Here is a 20920-nt window from a genome sequence, read left to right on the forward strand (position 1 = left end):
TACCTTCGGTTGAAAAATGCCGAAAACCCTGCTGTATTCAAACCTCGTGTGCCAACGGTAAATTCAGCAGCAGGTTTTGCGGCTTGAGTTTGAGCAAACCCTGCTCGTTCATGGCCACACCCAGATAAACCGTTTTGCCACGCACATCAGCGCGCATGTCATCCGGGTTGTCAAAACGCAGCTTGAACAAGCTGATGAGTTGCTGCTGACGCTTGGCGTCCAGCTCAACGCCTTGGTAGAGGTCGTTGAGCAAAGCGGTGGCTGTGGCGTCCAAGCCCACGTGCCAACGCCAAGCAGGGTCGTCCACCTTTTGCACTGGCTCGATGCTGACGGCGACCCCCAAAAAGTGCTGTACCCAGCGGGTCAACACCACCGACAGGGCCTTGAGCCCAGAGCGGGCATTGACCATGCTCAAAATCAAACCGTGCGGCAATTCGTTTTGGAGCTCGTGCGTCATGTCGAGCAAAAACGCGTACCGGCTCAAGCCTTCACGCTGCGCAAAATAACGCTCAGCGTTGTCTGGGTGCAGCACCTTCACGTCCACGGCCTTGAGCGTGGCACCACCCTCCATCAACAAACGCCCCATCTCGCCCAAACCGCCGGTGGCTTTGAGGCTGTCCAGTGTGTCGCTGTCCCCCGACAAAACGCGGCCCCCTTCGATGGTGATGCGCTGGCGGCGAAACAGCAACTCGGCCGCCCGCCAAACCCAAGCATCTTGCACATCACCCAGCACATTGCACACGATCGCTTGCACCACCACGTCGATGAAAAGCGGTGGCATTTGGATGTTGCCGGACTTTTGCCACGCTGTGTACGCCGCCTCCAGAGAACCGGCACTTTCCACTTCGTCTCGAAAACGCAAAAACAACTCGTAGTTTTCACGCGCATCATCGTCCTTGAAGGCCTTGAGTTGTGCAGGCGTCACCTGCAGCAAAGGTGCGTCCAACAGCGCTTGGTGCAAGCGCTTTTCGGCTTTGCACGACTCTGGAACCAGCGCCAGCTCTGGACGCTCTAACCACAAACGCCAGTAGTCGGGCGTGGCAGTCATCCAGCCGCGCTCATTGCGCGTCAGATGCTGATGACCACAGGATGTCCAGAAATTTTGCATGGGGCCTTACAGGTTGGGGGCCAACAAGCGCTGCAGGTCTTTGACCTGCACGCCACTGCGCTCGGCCAAATTGTGCACCTGGTCGTCACCCACTTTGCCCACGCTGAAATACTGCGCATCTGGGTGTGCGATGTAAAAACCAGACACGCTGGCTGCGGGCGTCATGGCCAGGCTTTCGGTCAGGCCCATGCCAATGTCTTCGCATTGCAGCAACTCGAACATGGCCTTTTTGGCACTGTGATCAGGGCAGGCAGGGTAACCAGGTGCAGGGCGAATGCCTTGGTATTTTTCGGCAATCAACTCTTCGTTGCTCAGCGACTCCGCTGCCGCATAACCCCACAGGTCGGTGCGTACCTTTTTGTGCAGACATTCGGCCAGCGCTTCGGCCAGTCGGTCAGCCAGTGACTTGAGCATGATCGCGCTGTAATCGTCGTGCGCGGCTTCAAAAGCCGCAGCGCGTTTGTCGGCACCGATGCCCGCTGTAACGGCAAAAATACCCACATGATCTGGTGCGCTGCCTTGTGGCGCGACAAAGTCGGCCAGGCAACGGCTGGGGCGCATGACCCCATCGATCATGTGCTTCTCGGTCTGCTGACGCAGGCCGCGCCAAGTCATGGCCACTTGGCTGCGCGATGCATCGGTGTACAGCGCGATGTCATCGTCGTTCACGCTGTTGGCGGGGTAAAGGCCCAACACCGCATTGGCCGTGACCCAACGACCATCGATGATTTTTTGCAACATGGCTTGTCCGTCTGCGTAGACCTTGCGCGCCTGCTCGCCCACCACGTCGTCGTCGAGGATCGCGGGGAAAGGCCCGGCCAGGTCCCAAGTCTGGAAGAAAGGGCCCCAGTCGATGTACTTCGCGATCTCGGCCAGGTCGTAGTTCTTGAACAGGCGGCGGCCAATGAATTTGGGTGCAGCGGGCAGGCCTTGCGACCAGTCGATCGGTGTCTTATTCGAGCGGGCCTGCGCCAGCGTCCACATAGGGGTTTGCTTTTTGTTGGCGTGCTGTTCGCGCACCTTGTCGTAATCGGTGTTCAGGTCGGCAATGAACTTGGCCGCTTGCTCGGACAACAAACCCTGGGCCACGCCCACGCTGCGCGAAGCGTCGGGCACATAAACCACGGGGCCGCTGTAATGGGGCGCGATCTTGACGGCCGTGTGCACGCGGCTGCAGGTGGCGCCGCCAATGAGCAGCGGCATTTGGCGCTCGCGGAAATACGGGTCTTTTTCCATCTCGCTGGCGACGTACTGCATCTCTTCCAGGCTGGGCGTGATCAAGCCGGACAGACCAATGATGTCGGCGTTTTCTTGCTTGGCTTTGGCCAAAATTTCGTGGCAGGGCACCATCACGCCCATGTTGACCACTTCAAAGTTGTTGCACTGCAAAACCACCGTGACGATGTTCTTGCCGATGTCGTGCACATCGCCCTTGACGGTGGCGATCACGATCTTGCCCTTGGCCTTCACGTCTTCGCCAGCAGCTTCTTGTGCCAACTTTTCGGCCTCGATGTAGGGCAACAAATGCGCCACGGCCTGCTTCATCACGCGGGCGCTTTTCACCACTTGCGGCAAGAACATCTTGCCTTGGCCGAACAGGTCTCCGACCACATTCATGCCGTCCATCAACGGGCCTTCGATCACATGCAGCGGACGACCGCCTTGGGCCAACAGGTCTTGGTAAGCGGCTTCGGTGTCTTCGTTGATGAAGTCAGTGATGCCGTGCACCAGCGCGTGGCTCAAACGCTGCGCCACGCTCACGGGCACCTCTGCGGTGCCGCGCCACGCGAGTTTGGTGCTCTCGTCTTTGGCTGCGCCTTTGGCGCTGTCGGCCACTTCGATCAAACGCTCGCCCGCATCTGGACGACGGTTCAAAACCACGTCCTCCACACGCTCGCGCAGCACCGGTTCAATGTCGTCATAAACACCGACCATGCCCGCGTTCACGATGCCCATGTCCATGCCCGCCTGAATCGCGTGGTACAGGAACACGGTGTGGATGGCCTCGCGCACCGGGTCATTACCCCGAAAGCTGAAAGACACGTTGGACACGCCACCGCTGACCTTGGCACCAGGCAGGTTCTGTTTGATCCAGCGTGTGGCCTCAATAAAGTCCACGGCGTAGTTGTCGTGCTCTTCGATACCGGTGGCGATCGCAAAAATATTGGGGTCAAAAATGATGTCTTCTGGGGGAAATCCCACCTCGTCCACCAGCACGCGGTAAGCGCGTTCGCAAATCTCCACTTTGCGTTGGTAGGTGTCTGCCTGGCCTTTCTCGTCAAAGGCCATGACCACAGCCGCAGCGCCATAACGCTTGACCAGCTTGGCCTGGCGCTTGAACTCGTCCAAGCCTTCTTTCATGCTGATGGAGTTGACGATGCCCTTGCCCTGGATGCAGCGCAAACCGGCCTCGATCACGGTCCATTTGCTCGAATCCACCATCACCGGCACGCGGGCGATGTCGGGCTCACCCGCCATCAGGTTCAAAAACCGCACCATGGCCGCTTGGCTGTCCAGCATGGCTTCGTCCATGTTGACGTCGATGATTTGCGCACCGTTTTCAACCTGCTGACGCGCCACGGCCAAGGCCTGTTCGTACTCACCGTTCAAAATCATGCGGGCAAAGGCTTTGGAGCCGGTGACGTTGGTGCGCTCGCCCACGTTGACGAAAAGAGACTTTGTGCCGATGGAGACAGGCTCCAGACCGGACAGCTTCATGGGGGCGACAGAGACGGTTTCAGACGCGACAACGGACACGGGCTCACCTTGGATCATCAGGTGAGCGTCGTTGTGCAAGATCATTCAGACATTGAACGGCCCCAAGCCTGACCTGCTGCGCCTTGACGGCGGCGGGCTGCAACGCTCCTTGGGGGTTGGTTAGATTTTAACCGGGTGAGGTCTCACCCCCAACCATCAGGTCATCAAATGGCTAGGCCGCCCTCAGCATGGTCCAAAGTTTGCTTACCCCAAAAGCATGCGCACCACCCCCATTCCAGACCCCACACCTTCCGAGGCCCATTGGCGCGAGCAAGAACTCTTGCTCATGCGCGAGGTCATGAAATGGGTAGGTCGCAGCCTGGCCTCAGACGAGGTGTTGCGCGAGATGCTGCATTTGATGAGCGAGTTGCTGGGTCTGAACCGGGGGCGCATTGTGCTGCGCGACACACCGGCTGTGGGCGCCGCCCTGGGGCCGGCCACCGCTTCGATCCGCCATGCCTATGGCTTGACCGGTATGGAGATGCGCCGGGGGGTGTATGCCGAGGGCGAAGGCATCACGGGGCGGGCGCTGCAAAGCGGTTTGCCCGCGATTGTTCAGGACATTGCCCACGAGCCCTTGTTTTTGTTCCGCTCAGTGGCCGCAGAGCAGTTTCCTGCCGAGACGGTGGCCTACCTGGCCTTGCCCATCACCCTGGGCAATACCACGGTGGGTGTGCTGGGCTGCCACCGCATTCGCAGCCGCCAGCGCCATTTGAACGACGACCTGGCTGTGTTGAAGGTGCTGGCCACCTTGGCCGGGCAAGTGCTGCACATGGAGCAACTGGTCAACGAGCAAACTCGCCACCTGCGGGCCCGCAATGCGGCCTTGTCGCAAGCGCTGAGCACGCACGCCGCACGCTATGGGCTGATCGGCAGCTCACCCGCTTTGTTGCAGGCCTTGTCCGAGCTGGAACGGGTGTCGCAGTCACAAGCCACCGTTCTCTTGCTGGGCGAATCCGGCACGGGCAAAGAGTTGTTTGCCAGAGCGGTGCACCTGGCCAGCCCGCGCTCGACCCAGCCCTTCATCAAGGTGAACTGCTCGGCGATTCCGGACACGCTGTTCGAGTCGGAGCTGTTTGGCCACGAACGTGGCGCTTTCACCGGGGCGCACCAAGCGCGGCCCGGCTGGTTCGAGCAGGCGCATGGCGGCACCATCTTTCTGGATGAAATCGGCGAGCTGCCTTTGTCCCTGCAGTCGAAACTGCTGCGCACCTTGCAAGAGGGCGCGGTGGTTCGGCTGGGCAGCCAGCGCGAGGTCAAGGTGAATGTGCGCCTGGTGGCCGCCACCAACCGCGACTTGGCCGCCCAGGTGCAGGCCGGCCTCTTTCGGCAAGACCTGTATTACCGCCTGAACGTGATCCCGATCCGGCTGCCGTCACTGGCCGAGCGCCTTGGCGACATCCGCGAACTGGCTCTGCACTTTGTCAACCGGGCCAACCAGACGCACCAGAAAAACGTGTACCTCAGCCCTGAGGCACTGGACACCCTGACGCAGCAGCCCTGGCCCGGCAACATCCGCGAGCTGGGTAATTGCATCGAACGCGTGGTGTTGCTGGCCGATCAAACTTTGCTCACCCCCGGGCAGTTGAAGCCCTTTTTGCCTCAAGCTTCGGCCACGCCAGCCCTCACGTCCGCTGCGCCAAAGTCCGCAGTTGCCATGGCAGACGTTCCAGGGCCCACCACGGGTCAGCCTCCGGCACTCGAGCGACCTGGCTCAGCGGCGTTGGGCGTGCGGCCTTACGAAAGCGCGCACTCGCACACGGTGCAGGTGTTGCAGCAAGCCCTGGACCAGCATCAGGGCAACCAATCCCGCGCCGCCCAAAGCCTGGGGCTGACTTTGCGCCAGTTTGCCTACCGGCTGCGCAAAGCCGGTTTGCGCTGATCGGACATTGTGTTGACACATTGTCAACACAATGTTCAAGCCCTCGACCCATGGCAGCCCGGTCATGCCACCACTACACAAAGCTACAAGCCTCTTGAAAGCCAAAATCCCTTGTAAATGAAGCACTTGCGTGCTTCAAATCTGCACCAGTCCGCTGACACACGGCCCTGGCACGGCCTTTGCAAAGTCATGGTCACAGGCATCGCTGCATGCCCTGTTTTACAACCCTCAATGCCCAAGGACTTGCCATGACCGACGCTGCCACCCTCGACAACCCCACCACCATCAAAGCCTATTTGCGGCCCATCGACGCCCAGGGCCTGGCCACATTTGCCGCTGGCGGCAAAGCCAACCCGGCGCGGCGCGGCACCAACAAGGTCCACACCGTCATGGAAGGGCAGTACCGCTCCTTGTCTTCAGTGGGCGACCAACACACCGTGGTGGTCGACGAGCCGCTGCACCTGTTTGGCGAAGACACCGCACCAGCACCCGGCGAGATCGTGCTGTCGGGTCTGGGCGGCTGCATCGCCGTGGGCGTGACTGCCGTGGCCACCTGGAAACGCGTCAAGCTCAGCAAGCTCGAAGTCTTTCTGGAGGGCGACATTGGCAACCCCGCCGCGTGGGGTGCAGGCGGTGCTTTGGAGATGACGCCCCCTCAAATGGGCTTTCAGGCCATCCGCGTGAAGGTGTTGGTGGAAGGTGATGCCCCGCGCGAAGTGCTGGACGAGATCGTGCAACACGCCAACTTCTACTCGCCCGTGGCCAACAGCATGCGCAACCCGATCCCCTTTGAGATCTCGATGGTCTGAGGCGTCCACAACGGCAGGTCTGGCTCTGACGCACCCGCCCATTGATCCTTGTCTTTGACCCTGCGGCCTGTGCAGCAGGGCTCACCTTCTTTCTGGAGCTTTCATGAACCCCGCCGACCTGCCCCCCGAACTTGCTGCCCGACCCAAGCCGCTCATTGAGGCCGTGCGCGCCATTGCCCAAGGCCCGCTGGCACAGCAGGCACACGCCATCGATCGCGGTGCTTACCCAGAAGCTGTTCTGAAACAGCTGGCGGCAGCGGGCGCGATGGGTGCGCATTTGCCCCAAGCCGACGGCACGCCCGGCGACTTTGGTTTGGCCATTGTGGCCATGGCCGAGGCGTCCAAGGTGTGTGGGGCCACCGGCTTCATGATGTGGTGCCAATCCGTGGCCGGGCTGTATATGCAGGCTTCGGGCAATCCGGCACTGGCAGGCGAACGCCTGGCGCGCCATGTGCGCGGCGAGTCGCTGGGCGGCACCGGCCTGTCCAACCCGATGAAAAGCTTCGCGAAAATCGAAGCCTTGCTGCTCAAGGCCACGCCGGTAGAGGGCGGTTACCGCATCAACGGCACTTTGCCCTGGGTCAGCAACCTGGCGGCAGACCACTACTTTGGCGCGATTGCCGCAGTCAGCACGGCAGACGAAAGCGCCAGCCGCGAGATCATGTTCATGCTGCGCTGCGATGCGCCAGGCGTGACGCTCAAAGCCTGCCCGGAATTTTCGGGAATGGAGGGCACAGGCACCTTCAGCGTGCATTGCAAAGACCTGTTTGTCGGCACCGACGACCTGGTGGCCGACCCGGCCAAGCCCTTCATCGCGCGCATTCGCGGCGGCTTTGTGCTGCTGCAATGTGGCATGGCGGCCGGCATCATCCAGGGTGCCATCGCCAGCATGTGGGCCGTGGAAGGCCAGCTCGGCCATGTCAACCAGTACCTCGAAGACCGGCCCGCCGATCTGCAAGCCGAATTCGACGCGCTGCTGGCCCGCATCATGAAGCTGGCCGAAACCCCGTTCGACGCCTCGACCGACTACTTCATCAGCGTGCTGGACGCCCGCAGCCACTGTGCCGAGCTGTCCCTGCGGGCCGCCAACTCGGCCTTGCTGCACCAAGGCGCGCGCGGCTACCTGATGCAGTCGGAGGTACAGCGCCGCGTGCGCGAAGCGCAGTTTGTTGCGATCGTCACGCCCGCCATCAAGCACCTGCGCAAAGAAATGGCCCGCCTGAGTGCCCAGGAGATGCCCGCATGAGTGTCGCCACCCCTCGCGCCAGCCTCGCGCCAGCCGATGGCGCCTGGCAGCTCTACATTTGCCACGCCTGCGGCTACATCTACAACGAGCAAGATGGCGACCCCGACAGCGGCCTGTTGGCGGGTACGCGCTTTGCCGACATCCCCGAAGACTGGGCATGCCCCTTGTGCGGCGTGACCAAGTCGGACTTCGAGCTGTATGTTGCGCCAAACCTGAGCGCCCTTCAAAACAGTTCGGCCAGCATGGCGGGCACGCATTTGGCTAGCCCACGCTCGGCGCCCGGCATCGTGGTGGTGGGGGCGGGCAAAGCGGGCTGGCAACTGGTGCAAAACCTGCGCAGCCAATTGCCCGACACACCCATCACGCTGGTCACCGCTTGCGCTGGTGATGTGTACGACAAACCCCTGTTGTCGGTCGCCATGGCCCGCCAGATCCAACCCCAGGCATTGGTCAAAGAAACCAGCAGCGAAGCCGCAGCGCGCTGGCAAGTGCGGCTGCTGGCGCACACCCAAGCGCTGCACATCTGCCCCGAAAGCCGCACACTGCGCACCACCCAAGGGCCCCTGCGCTACGCCCATCTGGTGCTGGCCCACGGCGCCGAAGCCGCTTTGCCTGCGCCCTTGCGCGCCGACCTGTGCTGGCGCATCAACCACCTGCAGGCCTACCAGCGCTTTCAGGCTGCGCTGGGCACCACGCCCCGGCATGTGGCCATCGTGGGGGCCGGATTGATTGGCAGCGAACTGGCCAACGACCTGGCCCTGGGCGGACACCGGGTGACGCTCATCGACACCCAGGCGCGGCCTCTGGCGCGCTGGCCAGCCGACCAGGCGGGAGAACCCTTGCTGGCCGCGTGGTCTGGTTTGCCCATCCACTTCATGGGCGCGGTGCAACTGCAAGACCTGCAGCGGCAGGGCGACCAGTACCGGCTGACCACCAGCGATGGGCAAACCGTGATGGCCGATCAGGTGGTCGCCGCCACCGGCTTGGTCACGCCCACTCGCCTGGCGCGCAGCGCGGGCTTGGTTTGGCAAAACGGCATTGCCGTGGATGCACAAACCCTGCAAACCAGCGTGCCGCAGATTTACGCCCTGGGTGACTGCATCAGTGTGAATGGCCAGTCCAGCCGTTTCATTGAACCCATCTTGCGCCAGGCCCAGACGCTGACCGCAGCCCTGGTTTGCGCTGCTCAGTGCCAGGCGGACATGCGCGACAGCACCGTGCAGCCCTGCGCCCAGCCTTACGCTGTGCGTGATGCGGTGGTCCGGGTCAAGACCACTTCGTTGCCTTTGTCATTGCACTGATCGGCCCACAACAAAAAGCCGTGGTGACAGTGTTCACCACGGCTTTGGAATGCCCCGCAGGGCACAGCAGCTCAGTACTGTTTGTATGGCAGGAACTTGCCCGACAACACCACATTCACCCGGTCACCCTTGGGGTCGGGTTGGCGCACGATGTCCATGCTGAAGTCGATGGCACTCATGATGCCGTCGCCAAATTCTTCGTGGATCAGCTCCTTGATGGTGGTGCCGTAGACGCTGACGATTTCGTACCAGCGGTAGATCAGCGGGTCGGTGGGCACCTGGCTGGGCAAGGAGCCTTTGTAGGGCACGACCTGCAGCCATTTGATCTCGTCGGCCGTCAGACCAAAGATCTTGCCGATGATTTTGGCTTGCTTGGCGTCAAACGTCATTTGGCCCAGGCAACCTGCGGTGACCCATTCCTTGGACAAGCCGACTTTCTCGGCGACATCGCTCCACTTGATGCCTTTGGCGACTTTGGTGGTGATGATTTTTTCGGTGACTTCTAAACGGTTCATGAAAGACCTCTTGAGGGGGTTGATAAAAAAAGAAATGGCATCAGTGGGCTTTGGCGCGGGACACCAAAAAGTCGACGATGTGGTTGCGCATGTCGTAATAGCCAGGCAAGTGGTGCAGCTGGGCACGGGTGCGTTCGCGCGGCAGTGGGTTGACCACCACTTCGGCCAGACCGCCGGGCACATAGCCGCCGACTGAGTCGTTGCCGTTGCTCATGAGCAGGATGCGGTCGGACAGCAAAATGGCCTCATCCACGTCGTGCGTGATCATGAAAACAGTCTGCTGCGTCTGGCGCACAATGCCCATCAGCTCGTCCTGGATAGTGCCGCGCGTGAGCGCATCAAGCGCCCCAAAAGGCTCGTCGAGCAGCAGCATCTTGGGCTGGATGGCAAAGGCCCGGGCAATGCCCACGCGCTGCTTCATGCCACCCGAGAGCTGACTGGGTTTTTTGTCGATGGCGTGCAGCAGGCCGACCATGCCGACGTGCTTTTCCACATGCGCGTTGACCTGCGAGGTTTTCCATTCGGGCCACTTGGACCGAACAGCAAACGCGATGTTTTGCCGCACCGTGAGCCAGGGCATGAGCGCATGGCTTTGGAACACCACACCGCGCTCGAGGCTCGGGCCTGCGATCTCGCGACCGTCCATGAAGGCATGGCCTGCAGACGCAGTGTCCAGACCGGCCAACACGTTCAGGATGGTGGTCTTGCCGCAGCCCGAATGGCCAATGATGCAAACGAACTCGCCCTTGTCGATGGTGAAAGACACGTCCGAAAACACCGGCTTGTCGCTTTGGTAGGCCTTGCCCAGTTTTTCGATTTGCAGGAAAGCATTCATGGCTTTGGCCTTGGTTGGGGATACGGTGAAGTGGGTCGGCAAAAGTGCCTTCAGCGAGCGTTCCGAGGTGTCACTCCACATAGGTCACCGCCTTTTGCAATTGCGCAAATGCCAGATCCAACAGCATGCCCACCAGGCCGATCACCAAGACGGCAAAGATCACGTTCACCAGCGAGAGGTTGTTCCACTCGTTCCATACGAAATAACCCACGCCTGTGCCACCCACCAGCATCTCGGCGGCCACAATCACCAGCCAGGCAATGCCCATGCTGATGCGCATGCCGGTGACGATGGTGGGCGCTGCGGCAGGCAAGATGACCCTAAAGGCTTTGCGTAACGGAGTGACTTCCAGCGTACTGGCGACATTGAGCCATTCACGCTTGACGGAAGCCACGCCAAAAGCGGTGTTGATCAACATGGGCCAGACCGAGCAGATGAAGATGACGAAGATGCCGCTCACATCCGAGTCTTTCAGCGTGTACAGCGCCAACGGCATCCAGGCCAGCGGGCTGATGGGCTTGAGCACCTGCACAAAAGGATCGAACGCCTTGCGCATGAGGGGCGACATGCCGATCATGAAACCCACGGGCAGCGCCACCAGCACGGCCAGGAAAAAGCCCAGCGCCACGCGGCCCAGCGAGTGCGCCAGCTGAATGCCAATGCCCTTGTCGTTGGGGCCGTTGTCATAAAACGGATCGGCCAGGTGCCCCACGATGGCTTTGCCCACCTCCAGGGGTGGCGGAAAGCCGGTGCTTTTGACGGCGCCCGGATCTTTGCCCATCATCTTCTGGTACTCGATTTCTTCGGCCGTCATGCCTGCCTTGGCGGCACCAGCCACCGTGGGTGCGGTGGCCGACAGCTGCCACGCCCCCAGAAACACCAGGAACATGAGCAGCGAGACCATGGCGGCCCGCAAATTGAGGTGCGTGGTTTTCATGGTGCTTCAACCCATCTTGTGAATCGCAAAGGTCTTGAGGTATTCCTCGGGTTTGGCCGAGTCAAACTCTTTGCCCATGATCTTGTGCTTGGGGTAGGGCGTGGTCGCCGCAAAACTCTGACCCAGCTCTTTCATGTGCTTGCGTGCATCGGTGATCAGGAACACCTTTTCGGCGATCTGCTTATAGTCCACTTGACCCTTGATGTAGCCCCAACGCTTCATCTGCGTGAGCATCCACACGGCCATGCTTTGCCAAGGCATGGGATCAAAGTCGGCGCGGTCGGGCACGTTCACGACCTTGCCCAGGCCGTCGGCAAATTTGCCGGTCAGCACCTGGCTGAGCACGGCTTCAGGCTGGTTCAGGTACTGCGCAGGCGAGATCACCTTGGCGATCAACTCCCGGTTGCCCGGCTGCCGCGCCATGGCCGCAGCGGTGAGCACGGCGCGATAAAGCGCAGCAAAGGTGTTGGGGTTCTTCTGGATGAACTCGGTGCTGGTGCCAAAAGCGCAGCAAGGGTGACCGTTCCACAAGTCCTTGGTCAGCACATGGATGAAGCCGACTTCGTCGAACACCGCACGCTGGTTGAACGGATCGGGGCCGAGGAAACCGTCGATGTTGCCGGCACGCAAATTGGCCACCATCTCGGCGGGCGGGATCACGCGGATCTGCACATCGGTGTCGGGGTTCAGGCCGCTTTCAGCCAGGTAGTAGCGCAACAGGAAGTTGTGCATCGAGTAGTCAAAGGGCACGCCGAACTTGAAGCCCTTCCAGTTCTTGGGATCGCGGTTGTCCTTGTGGCGCAGGCTCATGGTGATGGCCTGCCCGTTGATGTTCTGGATGGTGGCCACGTTCATGGGCGTGGCGTTGGCGCCCAGCCCCATGCTGATGGCCAGGGGCATGGGCGAGAGGAAATGCGAAGCGTCGTATTCCTTGTTGATCATCTTGTCACGCACCAGGGCCCAACCTGCGGTCTTGGTGACTTCAACATTCAGGCCTTGCTTGCTGTAAAAGCCCAAGGGATGCGCCATGATCAGCGGGGTGGCACAGGTGATCGGGATGAAGCCAATCTTCAAATTGGTTTTTTCCAGCGGGCCTTTTTCCTGTGCCATGGCTTGCAGGCTGGCCATGGGCAGCACACTGGCAATGGCGGCCATGGCGGTCTTTTTGCCCACCGCGCGCAAGAACATGCGGCGCTCCTGATCCTGCGGAAACAGGGCCTTGACCAAGGTGGCCTCGATGAATTCCTGACTGTAGGCCTCGAACTCGGCCGTTTCCGAGCGCGCACGCAACTGGGCGGCAGCGGCATCGGCAGCCACCGCTGCGTGGTGGTCGGCAGGCGCATGATCTCGACCGCAGCTGCACTTGAGCATCAGGGGGCGGTCGGCGTTGTACGGATCAAAAAATTCAGACATGGCAACCTCGTTAGTTGAAGATGCCGAGGTCTATGCAAGCAGCGGGCCAGAAAACAGCGGATGTAGGCCATCGGTGCTGCTCGGCTTGATTTAGCGGGTCGCTTATCGACGCCTTGTAGGGCTGGCCCTACAAGGCTCATACCCGTGGCCTGTTCAGGCCTTCAACGAACTCCGCCGGCTTGTCCGCCAACCAGACTTTGCGCGTAAAGCGCCAGCTCCACATCGTTCTTGGTGCCGGTCTTTTCCAGAATGCGTGCACGGTAAGTGCTCACCGTGTTCGGCGCCAGACTCAGTTGTGCACCAATTTCGCTCACGGTGTGGCCTTGCGTCAACAAAATATAGACCTGGTGCTCGCGGTGCGAGAGCAGTTCGATCCCACTTTTGGTGCGGCCCGGGCTGATGAGGCTGGCCAACACTTCGGCCGTAGCGGGTGAAACATGCATGCCCCCCGCAGCCACGCGCCGCAGCGCGGCCGTCAAGGCGTCGGTGTCGGTGCTTTTATTCAAATAACCCGAGGCACCCAGTTGAATGCAGCGCACCGCATATTGCTTTTCAGGATAGGTGCTGAGCATCAGCACGGGCAGACTGGGCCAGTCACGTCGCAGGTTTTGCAACACGTCCAGGCCGTCCATGCCGGGCATGGCAATGTCGAGCAAGACCACGTCGAGGCCTTGCGTACCTTGCAGGGCTTGCACGGCCGCCAGCACTGCAGGGCCAGTGTCGGCCTCGGCCACCACCTGCAGACCTGGGTCGTCAGCCAGCACCATCTTTAGGCCTTCGCGGACGATCTTGTGGTCATCGCCCAGCAGCACACGAACAGGTCCAGTCATGGCGCTTCCTGGTCAAGGGACAAGGCCATGGGTAAGGGCATGGACAAGCGCATGCGGGTGCCTCGGCCGGGTTGGCTGTCGATGTCGATCACGCCGCCAAAATGCCGCGCCCTCTCTCGCATGCCCATGATGCCGTAAGCCTGCGCCGATTCGAAGGCATGCGCCTCGGCGCCGCAACCGTCATCCTCGACCGACAGGTGCAGCCAGCCCTCGCGCTCCACCATATCGACATCGACCGTGCGGGCTCGGGCATGTCGGCCCACGTTGCTCAGCATTTCCTGAAAAATGCGGAACACCGCCATGGCCATGGGCTCGGGCAACACACGTTGCTCATCCACTTCCATGCACCATTTGAGTTCTTGTTCGGCGGACTGCACAAACTCTTGCGCTTGCCATTCCAAAGCACCCCACAGCCCTTGGTGGTCCAGAATGCTGGGGCGCAGGTCGGTGATGATGCGGCCCACATTGACCACCGCGTTCTCGATCAAGCGGCTCATGTTCTGGCACTTCTCGCGCATTTTTCCGTGCATGGTCTCTTGCATGGTTTGCGCCTGAACGGCGGCGCGCTGTTCTTGTTCTGACAAGCGCTTGTCCAACCAGCCCACATCCATCTTGAGCGCCACCAGCAAACTGCCTAATTCGTCGTGCACCTCGCGGGCAATGCGGGTGCGCTCTTCTTCACGCACGGCGTCAGACCAGGCCGCCAACTCGCGCAGTTGCTGCAGGGCGGTTTCGAGCGCTTGGGTGCGTTCGGCCACACGCTGCTCCAACTCGCTTTTAGCTTGGTGCAATGCGTCTTCTGCCCGTTTTCGCTCAGTGATGTCCACAAAGGTGACCACCGCACCGCGCACCTGGCCTTGGTCAAACACCGGGTAGCTTGAGTACTCCACCGGGAAACTGCTGCCGTCTGCGCGCCAAAACACCTCGCTGTCGATGCGGCAAGGCTGGCCTTTTCGAAAAGCGTTGTAAATCGGGCAATCGTCCATCGGGTAGTGTGCCCCGTCCCCATGCGAGTGGTGGGTCAGAACATGCATGTTCTGGCCCAGCACCTGCTCAGACTCAAGACCGATCATGCGGGCTCCGGCCGGATTGATGAAGACGCACAGACCGTCCAGATCCACCCCGAAAACTCCCTCGCCCGTAGAGGCCAGCATCAAGCCCAAAGGGTTGCGCCAAGCGTCGGTGACAGCCATCAGCCCCGGCGTGATGGGCCTAGGGTTCAAGTGAAGCGTTGATTCGGGCTGCATGAGCATCACAAGCAATCCGTGTGCCACCTGTTTGATTTTTTTTCTGGTTACAGCGCTGACCTGGCTTGCCCATGGTGTCCAAAGGCTTGTCGCATCGGGCAACGGATGCCCCTTTGCGGGCACACGACAATAGCGCTTTGATTTACGCGAATTGATCGTTGATTGGATGACCATGAACCCGGTACCCACTGCTTTGCTGCAAGGCGCCTCAAATTTCCGTGATCTTGGTGGTTACCGCAACACCGAGGGTCGACGCGTGCGGCGGGGTCAGGTTTTTCGATCAGACCATTTGGCAGGGCTCACGCCTGAAGACCACCGCCAACTGCAAGCACTGGGTGTCAGGCACAGCTTGGACTTTCGCGGCATGGCCGAATTCACCCTCACCCCTTACGCGATTCCTGGCGTGCAGCGTTTGGCATTGCCCATCGAGCCCACAGTGATCGCACGCATGCAAGCGCTGGTGGCGCAAGGCGTGGTGCCCACCACCGAAGAAACTGTGGACCTGATGCGAGAGACCTACCGGGATTTCGTGAACCGCAATGCGGATACTTTCGGCCGCTTTTTGAAGCACCTGCTGGAACAGCCCAACCCGCAGGTGTTTCACTGCACCGCCGGCAAAGACCGCACGGGTTTTGCCGCGGCACTGCTGCTGTCAGCCCTGGGTGTGGACCGCGCCACCATCGAACACGATTACTTGCTCACCAACCAGCTTTACAAGCGAGATACCCGCTTGGAAGGTCAAGGCCATCCACATGTGATGAAAGTGTTGTGGCGGGTACAACCCGAGTTTTTGCAGGCGGCTTTTGATGCGGTAGATGCCCAGCACGGCGGCATGCGCAACTACCTGCACGGGGCCATTGGCCTGACCCCCCATGAAACCACCGCCTTACAGCAGCTGTTGTTGGAAGATGAAGACGCTGGAGCCAAACCATGAACGAGTCGCAAGCCCGTGAAGACATCTGCCGTGTCGGGCAAAGTCTGTTTGCGCGGGGCTACGTGCACGCCACGGCTGGCAACATCAGCGTGCGCCTGGAGGATGGATTTCTCATCACCCCCACCGACGCCTGTTTGGGCTGGCTGGACCCCGCCCGTTTGGCCAAATTGGACTTGCAAGGCCAGCAAATCAGCGGTGACAAGGCCAGCAAAACAATCGCCATGCACCGCCAAATTTATGGCGCTGCCACAGTGCAGTTACCCACCACACGTTGCGTGATTCACACCCACAGCACCCATTGCGTGGCGCTCAGCTTGACTGCCACCGGGCCAGAGTTGCTGCCACCCATCACCCCTTATTTCGTGATGAAAGTCGGGCATGTGCCGATCGCGGCCTATCACCACCCCGGCAGCCCCGCTGCGGCGCAAGAAGTGGCCGATTTCATCGCCCAATACGCCGCGCGCGGCACACCCATCCGAGCCGTGATGCTGCCGCGTCTGGGCCCCAACGTGTGGCATGACTCGCCGGGTGCGGCCATGGCCACCTTGGAAGAACTGGAAGAAACGGCCCGTTTGATGGTGCTGCAACCTCAAACTACCGCACTGACTGGGCAAGAACTGCAAAATTTGCGTGACACCTTTGGGGCGCGATGGTGAAATAACCTGCCAAGCGGGGTCAGGAAGCTTCCGTTTTTTTCAGACTCAAGGCCAGGTCGTAAAGCTGGTTTTTGGGCTCGCCTGTGATCTCTGCTGCCAGTTTGACGGCTGTTTTCAGGGGCAGCTCGGCCAGCAACACTTGCAAAACCCGATGGCCCTCGCCCTTTGAAGCCACCACTGGTGCATCGTGCAGCACCAACACAAACTCACCGCGCTGGCGGTCGGGTTTTTCAGCCAACCAAGCGGGCAAGTCTTGCGCAGCCAAGGTGTCAATTTGTTCAAACTGCTTGGTCAATTCGCGACCCACGGTGATGCGGCGCTCCCCCAGCACCGACAAGGCTTGGGCCAAGGCTTCAATCCGATGCGGCGCCTCCAGCAGCACCACGGCGCGGCTTTCTTGCGCCAAAGCTTGCACCGCGAGCTGCCGCTCAGCCGATTTGCTGGCCAAAAAACCTCTGAAAACAAAGCCGTCATCCCCCGTCATGCCCGAAGCGCTGAGTGCGGTGGTGACACTGCTGGCGCCAGGCAAGGGCAACACCCGGTAACCCGCTTCTCGTACCACCGAAACCAAACGGGCACCAGGATCGCTGATGGCGGGGGTGCCCGCGTCGCTCACATAGGCCACACGCTCCCCTTGGGCCAGGCGAAGCAGGACGTTTTGCGCAGCTTCGGTTTCGTTGTGCTGGTGCACCGCCAAGAGCTGTGAGCCCGGGCGGTCCAAGCCATAGGCCCGCAACATTTGCTGGGTGTGGCGGGTGTCTTCGCAAGCCACCGCGTCAACCTTGGCCAACACATGAAGCGCACGCAGGCTGATGTCCGCCAAGTTGCCAATCGGGGTGGCCACGACATACAGTGTGCTGGTCGGGTGGTTTTGCGATCCGGCAGCGTCGTGCGCCGCCTCCAAGGCTTTGGCGAACGAGGCAGACAAGGGAGACGGAGTCAATGCAATTCCTCAAAAAAGACGGGCTGGGCCAGACCACCAAGGCCCGCGGTGATGCGGGCGAAGACGAGGCGCTGGCCTATTTGCAGGCGCGTGGTTTGCGCTTGCTGCAGCGCAATTATCGGACGCCCGGCCGCGGCGGCGGCGAAATCGACCTGATCATGCAAGAGAGCGACGGCACGGTGGTGTTCGTCGAGGTGCGCCAACGAAGCCGAACGGACCACGGCGGCGCGGCGGCCAGTATCGGCTACGCCAAGCAGAGGCGCATCATTTTTGCAGCCCAACACTACCTGTTGCGCTGGCGCAGTTTGCCCCCCGCCCGCTTTGATGTGGTGGCCATCGAGGCCCGTGGGCCACAGTGGTTACAGGCGGCCTTTGACGCCAGCTGAAGCACCACTGAAAACAACCAACACACCTTGTTGGGATGGGATTTGACATTAGCCGGGTGAAACAGCATGGAGGTCGGGGTTATCATCGCCAGCGCATGCTTGACCTTCGAATCCAACAACATTTCATTGACAGCGCAGATTTGCACTACCAGGTGGCCGAAACTTTGGCCAAGCCGGTGGATGCGGCTGTGCAAGCGGTTTTGGCTTCCGTCACCGGCGGTGGCAAAGTGTTGGTGGGGGGCTTGGGCCCATCCACCGCCTTGGCCCAGTACTTGGTGAACCTCTTGGTCGGTGGTTTTGAGCGAGACCGGCCGGGTCTGGCTGCTGTGTGCTTGTCCTCTGACGCACTCATGGCCACCCGCTGGAGCGAGGGTCAGGCCATGGCCAAACAGGTTTTGGCGCTTGGCCATACGGGCGACGTGTTGGTGCTGATCAGCATGGATGGCAACGAACCTGCGCTGATTCAGGCCGCGCAAGCGGCACATGAGCGGGAAATGAGTGTACTGGGCTTGACCGGTCACCAAGGCGGCGCGTTGGCTCGTCAACTGCGTGAAACCGATGTTCACGTGTGTGTGCCCCATGAACGGGCAGCACGAATTTCCGAAGTGCAGCACTTGGTACTGCACTGTCTGTGTGATGGTATTGATACCCAATTATTGGGCGAACAGGAGTCTCTTTAAATGAAACGCAATCTTCAATCTCTGGTGTTTTCGGGTGCCGTTTTGGCCGTGGCCGTGACGGGTCTGTCGGGTTGTGCACCTTTGCTTTTGGGCGGCGCAGTCGCCACCGGCATCATGGTCACCGACCGCAGGACCTCGGGTGCACAAGTGGAAGACCAAGCGATTGAAATCAAAATTGCCTCCGCTGTGCGCCAAGAATTGGGTGACCGCATCCATTTGAACGTGACCAGCTTCAACCGCAAAGTGCTGCTGAGCGGCGAAGTCACCACTGCGGCAGAAAAAGAGCGCATCGAAAAAATTGCCCAAAGTCAAGAAAACGTTCAATCGGTGGTGAACGATTTGGCACAGATGCCCGCCAGTTCGCTGACGCAGCGATCGAAAGACACCGTGCTCACCAGCCGAGTCAAGGCCGCCTTCATTGACGCCAAAGACTTGCAAGCCAATGCGGTGAAGGTGGTCACCGAGCGCGGCATCGTGTACCTGATGGGCCGCGTGACCAGCCGTGAAGCCAAACGGGCCACCGACATCGTGCGGGGCATGGGTGGGGTGGTGAAGGTGGTTCGGGTATTTGACGAAATCTCGGAAGAAGAACTCAAGCGCTTGAGCCAACCGACCACCTCGCGCTGAAGCGCTTAATCCCCATCAAAAAAACGACCCTTGGGTCGTTTTTTTGTTTTCAGACCCCACGACGTGTGGGGTGCCCTCAGCGATCAGCGCAAACGGCGGATCAGACTGGATGTGTCCCAACGGCCACCGCCCATTTTTTGCACATCGGCGTAAAACTGGTCCACCAACGCGGTCACGGGCAGGCGAGCACCGTTGCGCTTGGCCTCGTCCAACACCAAGCCCAGGTCCTTGCGCATCCAATCCACGGCAAAACCAAACTCGAACTTATCGTCGGCCATGGTCTTGCCGCGGTTGTCCAGCTGCCAGCTTTGCGCAGCACCTTTGCCAATCACGTCCAGCACTTGGTGCATGTCCAAACCGGCTTGTTGACCGAAAGCGATCGCTTCAGACAGGCCCTGCACCAAACCCGCGATGCAAATCTGGTTGACCATCTTGGCCAACTGACCAGCGCCCGATGCACCCAACAGGGTGAAAGCACGCGAGAACGCCATGGCCGCTGGCTTGACGCTGTCAAAAGCCGCCGCGTCACCACCACACATCACGGTGAGCATGCCGTTTTGCGCGCCCGCTTGACCGCCTGAAACAGGGGCGTCCACAAAATGCAGGCCTCGTTTTTGGGCTTCGGCGTACAGCTCGCGGGCCACTTCGGCCGATGCCGTTGTATGGTCCACAAAAATCGCGCCGGGTTTCATGCCAGCAAACGCACCATCAGGGCCCAGCACCACGCTGCGCAAATCGGCGTCATTGCCCACGCAAGCGAAGACGATGTCCACACCGGCCACGGCCTCGCGCGGGGTTGGCGCTGTGGCGTTGCCAGGGCATTCGGCAGCCCAAGCTGCGGCTTTGGCGGCGCTGCGGTTGTACACGGTGACGTGGTGGCCCGCACGGGCCAAATGGCCCGCCATGGGGTAACCCATGACGCCCAAGCCCAAAAAGGCCACTTTTCGGGCAGGTGCGGTTTCGTATGTTTTGGCGGCGATTTGGCTCATGGTCGTCTCTTTGTAGAGTGAATAAAAAGACTAATTTAGCAGCCTGTCGGTGTTCTGGCGCGCAGCGGGTGCTTTAGGCTGACCGCTGGGCGACACGGGCGGGTTTGGTACGCTCGACGCCATGAACACTTCGATCGCCGACAACATCGCACGGGTGCGGGCACAAATGGCTGCCGCATGCCAATCCGCCGGTCGCGCGCCAGACAGCGTGCAACTGCTGGCCGTGTCCAAAACATGGGGGCCCGAGGCGGTCCGCCAAGCCCATGCTGCCGGACAGACCGCCTTTGGCGAAAACTACATCCAAGAAGCGGTGGACAAAATCGGCGCCTTGAAAGATTTGCCTTTGCAATGGCACTGCATTGGCCCCATCCAAAGCAACAAAACCCGTCTGGTGGCCGAGTACTTTGACTGGGTACACAGCATCGACCGCCTCAAAATTGCCCAGCGCCTGTCAGACCAGCGCCCGGCCCAATTGCCCCCTTTGCAGGTGTGCATTCAGGTGAATGTGGATGGTGGCGAGACCAAATCTGGGGTGAACCCGCCAGACTTGGCCGCGCTGGCGCAGGCTGTGGCCGCTTTGCCACGGTTGCAGTTGCGCGGCCTGATGACCATTCCCGAGCCTGCCGAGACCGATGCGCAGATGCGCGCCGTGCACCGCCAGGCCAAAGACCTGTTTGAACAATTGCGCGCGCACGGCCTGCCGCTGGACACCTTGTCGATGGGCATGAGCGCCGATATGGCGGCCGCCATTGCCGAAGGCAGCACCATGGTGCGGGTGGGCACGGCGATTTTTGGCAAACGCTGAGGTACCTGTCTCAGCGCTTC

Annotated in this window: 20 protein-coding genes and 1 riboswitch; of the genes, 10 read left to right on the forward strand and 10 right to left on the reverse strand. The window is 60.7% G+C overall.

The annotated features are described in order from the left end of the window. Positions 1 to 37: 37 nt before the first annotated feature. The gene (locus Q1M54_RS00185; RefSeq protein WP_300552261.1) at positions 38 to 1108 is read right to left on the reverse strand and encodes a DUF6352 family protein; all 1071 of its coding nucleotides are present in this window, start codon (positions 1106 to 1108) and stop codon (positions 38 to 40) included. A 6-nt stretch (positions 1109 to 1114) separates the two neighbouring features. Beyond that, positions 1115 to 3826, reverse strand: coding sequence for a methionine synthase (gene metH / locus Q1M54_RS00190; protein WP_300552793.1), 2712 nt, complete (start codon positions 3824 to 3826; stop codon positions 1115 to 1117). Between the two features lie 55 nt (positions 3827 to 3881). Beyond that, positions 3882 to 3982: riboswitch (S-adenosyl-L-homocysteine riboswitch) on the reverse strand. Positions 3983 to 4082: 100 nt separating this feature from the next. Here metH and Q1M54_RS00195 point away from each other — a divergent pair. The 4 genes from Q1M54_RS00195 to Q1M54_RS00210 all read left to right on the forward strand — a co-directional run bounded on the left by Q1M54_RS00195 (position 4083) and on the right by Q1M54_RS00210 (position 9103). Beyond that, on the forward strand, positions 4083 to 5747 hold the full coding sequence (locus tag Q1M54_RS00195; protein WP_300552264.1) for a sigma 54-interacting transcriptional regulator: 1665 nt from the start codon (positions 4083 to 4085) through the stop codon (positions 5745 to 5747). A gap of 248 nt (positions 5748 to 5995) precedes the next feature. Further along, positions 5996 to 6556 (forward strand): OsmC family protein, encoded by a 561-nt coding sequence (locus tag Q1M54_RS00200; RefSeq protein WP_300552267.1) that lies wholly within the window; start codon positions 5996 to 5998, stop codon positions 6554 to 6556. A gap of 103 nt (positions 6557 to 6659) precedes the next feature. After that, complete coding sequence (locus tag Q1M54_RS00205) at positions 6660 to 7802, forward strand: acyl-CoA dehydrogenase family protein (protein WP_300552270.1); 1143 nt, start codon at positions 6660 to 6662, stop codon at positions 7800 to 7802. Next, entirely contained in the window at positions 7799 to 9103 is a 1305-nt protein-coding gene (locus Q1M54_RS00210) for an FAD-dependent oxidoreductase (RefSeq protein ID WP_300552273.1), read from the forward strand. Before Q1M54_RS00205 ends, Q1M54_RS00210 begins: the two co-directional genes overlap by 4 nt. A 71-nt stretch (positions 9104 to 9174) precedes the next feature. On the opposite strand, the gene cynS is transcribed toward Q1M54_RS00210, so the two are convergent. The 6 genes from cynS to Q1M54_RS00240 form a co-directional block, all read right to left on the reverse strand. Further along, positions 9175 to 9618 (reverse strand): cyanase, encoded by a 444-nt coding sequence (gene cynS, locus Q1M54_RS00215; protein ID WP_300552275.1) that lies wholly within the window; start codon positions 9616 to 9618, stop codon positions 9175 to 9177. 40 nt (positions 9619 to 9658) lie between these two features. Next, positions 9659 to 10453, reverse strand: a complete 795-nt coding sequence (locus Q1M54_RS00220; protein WP_300552278.1) for an ABC transporter ATP-binding protein — start codon at positions 10451 to 10453, stop codon at positions 9659 to 9661. Between the two features lie 70 nt (positions 10454 to 10523). Further along, positions 10524 to 11390: a nitrate ABC transporter permease gene (ntrB, locus tag Q1M54_RS00225; protein WP_300552280.1), complete on the reverse strand. Its 867-nt coding sequence runs from the start codon at positions 11388 to 11390 to the stop codon at positions 10524 to 10526. Between the two features lie 6 nt (positions 11391 to 11396). Further along, positions 11397 to 12803 carry a CmpA/NrtA family ABC transporter substrate-binding protein gene (locus Q1M54_RS00230; protein ID WP_300552284.1) on the reverse strand — a complete coding sequence of 469 codons (1407 nt, stop codon included), beginning with the start codon at positions 12801 to 12803 and terminating at the stop codon, positions 11397 to 11399. A 161-nt stretch (positions 12804 to 12964) separates the two neighbouring features. Further along, entirely contained in the window at positions 12965 to 13633 is a 669-nt protein-coding gene (locus Q1M54_RS00235) for a response regulator transcription factor (protein WP_300552286.1), read from the reverse strand. Next, positions 13630 to 14826 carry a PAS domain-containing sensor histidine kinase gene (locus tag Q1M54_RS00240; RefSeq protein ID WP_300552795.1) on the reverse strand — a complete coding sequence of 399 codons (1197 nt, stop codon included), beginning with the start codon at positions 14824 to 14826 and terminating at the stop codon, positions 13630 to 13632. Before Q1M54_RS00240 ends, Q1M54_RS00235 begins: the two co-directional genes overlap by 4 nt. Positions 14827 to 15046: 220 nt before the next feature. On the opposite strand from Q1M54_RS00240, the gene Q1M54_RS00245 reads away from it, so the two are divergent. After that, positions 15047 to 15814, forward strand: a complete 768-nt coding sequence (locus Q1M54_RS00245; RefSeq protein WP_300552289.1) for a tyrosine-protein phosphatase — start codon at positions 15047 to 15049, stop codon at positions 15812 to 15814. Next, positions 15811 to 16470 (forward strand): aldolase, encoded by a 660-nt coding sequence (locus Q1M54_RS00250; RefSeq protein ID WP_300552291.1) that lies wholly within the window; start codon positions 15811 to 15813, stop codon positions 16468 to 16470. The genes Q1M54_RS00245 and Q1M54_RS00250 overlap by 4 nt, the downstream gene beginning before the upstream one ends. 19 nt (positions 16471 to 16489) lie before the next feature. Here the strand turns inward: Q1M54_RS00250 and rsmI are convergent, their stop codons facing one another. Further along, complete coding sequence (gene rsmI, locus Q1M54_RS00255; RefSeq protein WP_300552798.1) at positions 16490 to 17398, reverse strand: 16S rRNA (cytidine(1402)-2'-O)-methyltransferase; 909 nt, start codon at positions 17396 to 17398, stop codon at positions 16490 to 16492. A 14-nt stretch (positions 17399 to 17412) separates the two neighbouring features. On the opposite strand from rsmI, the gene Q1M54_RS00260 reads away from it, so the two are divergent. The 3 genes from Q1M54_RS00260 to Q1M54_RS00270 all read left to right on the forward strand — a co-directional run bounded on the left by Q1M54_RS00260 (position 17413) and on the right by Q1M54_RS00270 (position 19106). Then, complete coding sequence (locus tag Q1M54_RS00260; RefSeq protein WP_300552293.1) at positions 17413 to 17799, forward strand: YraN family protein; 387 nt, start codon at positions 17413 to 17415, stop codon at positions 17797 to 17799. 95 nt (positions 17800 to 17894) lie between these two features. Continuing rightward, positions 17895 to 18479 (forward strand): SIS domain-containing protein, encoded by a 585-nt coding sequence (locus Q1M54_RS00265; RefSeq protein WP_300552295.1) that lies wholly within the window; start codon positions 17895 to 17897, stop codon positions 18477 to 18479. Beyond that, positions 18480 to 19106 (forward strand): BON domain-containing protein, encoded by a 627-nt coding sequence (locus Q1M54_RS00270; protein WP_300552297.1) that lies wholly within the window; start codon positions 18480 to 18482, stop codon positions 19104 to 19106. Between the two features lie 83 nt (positions 19107 to 19189). Here Q1M54_RS00270 and Q1M54_RS00275 read toward each other — a convergent pair whose 3' ends face one another. Then, on the reverse strand, positions 19190 to 20095 hold the full coding sequence (locus tag Q1M54_RS00275) for an NAD(P)-dependent oxidoreductase (RefSeq protein ID WP_300552299.1): 906 nt from the start codon (positions 20093 to 20095) through the stop codon (positions 19190 to 19192). A gap of 121 nt (positions 20096 to 20216) precedes the next feature. Between Q1M54_RS00275 and Q1M54_RS00280 the strand changes: the two genes are divergently transcribed. Continuing rightward, the gene (locus tag Q1M54_RS00280) at positions 20217 to 20900 is read left to right on the forward strand and encodes a YggS family pyridoxal phosphate-dependent enzyme (protein ID WP_300552302.1); all 684 of its coding nucleotides are present in this window, start codon (positions 20217 to 20219) and stop codon (positions 20898 to 20900) included. Positions 20901 to 20920: the final 20 nt, after the last annotated feature.

This window comes from Limnohabitans sp. Rim8, from assembly GCF_943326455.1.
Taxonomy (GTDB): domain Bacteria; phylum Pseudomonadota; class Gammaproteobacteria; order Burkholderiales; family Burkholderiaceae_C; genus Limnohabitans_A.

Excerpts from the sequence above, each read along its gene's own strand:
- Q1M54_RS00185 (WP_300552261.1), bottom strand. The coding sequence starts at position 1,108 with ATGCAAAATTTCTGGACATCCTGTGGTCATCAGCATCTGACGCGCAAT.
- metH (WP_300552793.1), bottom strand. The coding sequence starts at position 3,826 with ATGAAGCTGTCCGGTCTGGAGCCTGTCTCCATCGGCACAAAGTCTCTT.
- Q1M54_RS00195 (WP_300552264.1), top strand. The coding sequence starts at position 4,083 with ATGCGCACCACCCCCATTCCAGACCCCACACCTTCCGAGGCCCATTGG.
- Q1M54_RS00200 (WP_300552267.1), top strand. The coding sequence starts at position 5,996 with ATGACCGACGCTGCCACCCTCGACAACCCCACCACCATCAAAGCCTAT.
- Q1M54_RS00205 (WP_300552270.1), top strand. The coding sequence starts at position 6,660 with ATGAACCCCGCCGACCTGCCCCCCGAACTTGCTGCCCGACCCAAGCCG.
- Q1M54_RS00210 (WP_300552273.1), top strand. The coding sequence starts at position 7,799 with ATGAGTGTCGCCACCCCTCGCGCCAGCCTCGCGCCAGCCGATGGCGCC.
- cynS (WP_300552275.1), bottom strand. The coding sequence starts at position 9,618 with ATGAACCGTTTAGAAGTCACCGAAAAAATCATCACCACCAAAGTCGCC.
- Q1M54_RS00220 (WP_300552278.1), bottom strand. The coding sequence starts at position 10,453 with ATGAATGCTTTCCTGCAAATCGAAAAACTGGGCAAGGCCTACCAAAGC.
- ntrB (WP_300552280.1), bottom strand. The coding sequence starts at position 11,390 with ATGAAAACCACGCACCTCAATTTGCGGGCCGCCATGGTCTCGCTGCTC.
- Q1M54_RS00230 (WP_300552284.1), bottom strand. The coding sequence starts at position 12,803 with ATGTCTGAATTTTTTGATCCGTACAACGCCGACCGCCCCCTGATGCTC.
- Q1M54_RS00235 (WP_300552286.1), bottom strand. The coding sequence starts at position 13,633 with ATGACTGGACCTGTTCGTGTGCTGCTGGGCGATGACCACAAGATCGTC.
- Q1M54_RS00240 (WP_300552795.1), bottom strand. The coding sequence starts at position 14,826 with ATGGCTGTCACCGACGCTTGGCGCAACCCTTTGGGCTTGATGCTGGCC.
- Q1M54_RS00245 (WP_300552289.1), top strand. The coding sequence starts at position 15,047 with ATGACCATGAACCCGGTACCCACTGCTTTGCTGCAAGGCGCCTCAAAT.
- Q1M54_RS00250 (WP_300552291.1), top strand. The coding sequence starts at position 15,811 with ATGAACGAGTCGCAAGCCCGTGAAGACATCTGCCGTGTCGGGCAAAGT.
- Q1M54_RS00260 (WP_300552293.1), top strand. The coding sequence starts at position 17,413 with ATGCAATTCCTCAAAAAAGACGGGCTGGGCCAGACCACCAAGGCCCGC.
- Q1M54_RS00265 (WP_300552295.1), top strand. The coding sequence starts at position 17,895 with ATGCTTGACCTTCGAATCCAACAACATTTCATTGACAGCGCAGATTTG.
- Q1M54_RS00270 (WP_300552297.1), top strand. The coding sequence starts at position 18,480 with ATGAAACGCAATCTTCAATCTCTGGTGTTTTCGGGTGCCGTTTTGGCC.
- Q1M54_RS00275 (WP_300552299.1), bottom strand. The coding sequence starts at position 20,095 with ATGAGCCAAATCGCCGCCAAAACATACGAAACCGCACCTGCCCGAAAA.
- Q1M54_RS00280 (WP_300552302.1), top strand. The coding sequence starts at position 20,217 with ATGAACACTTCGATCGCCGACAACATCGCACGGGTGCGGGCACAAATG.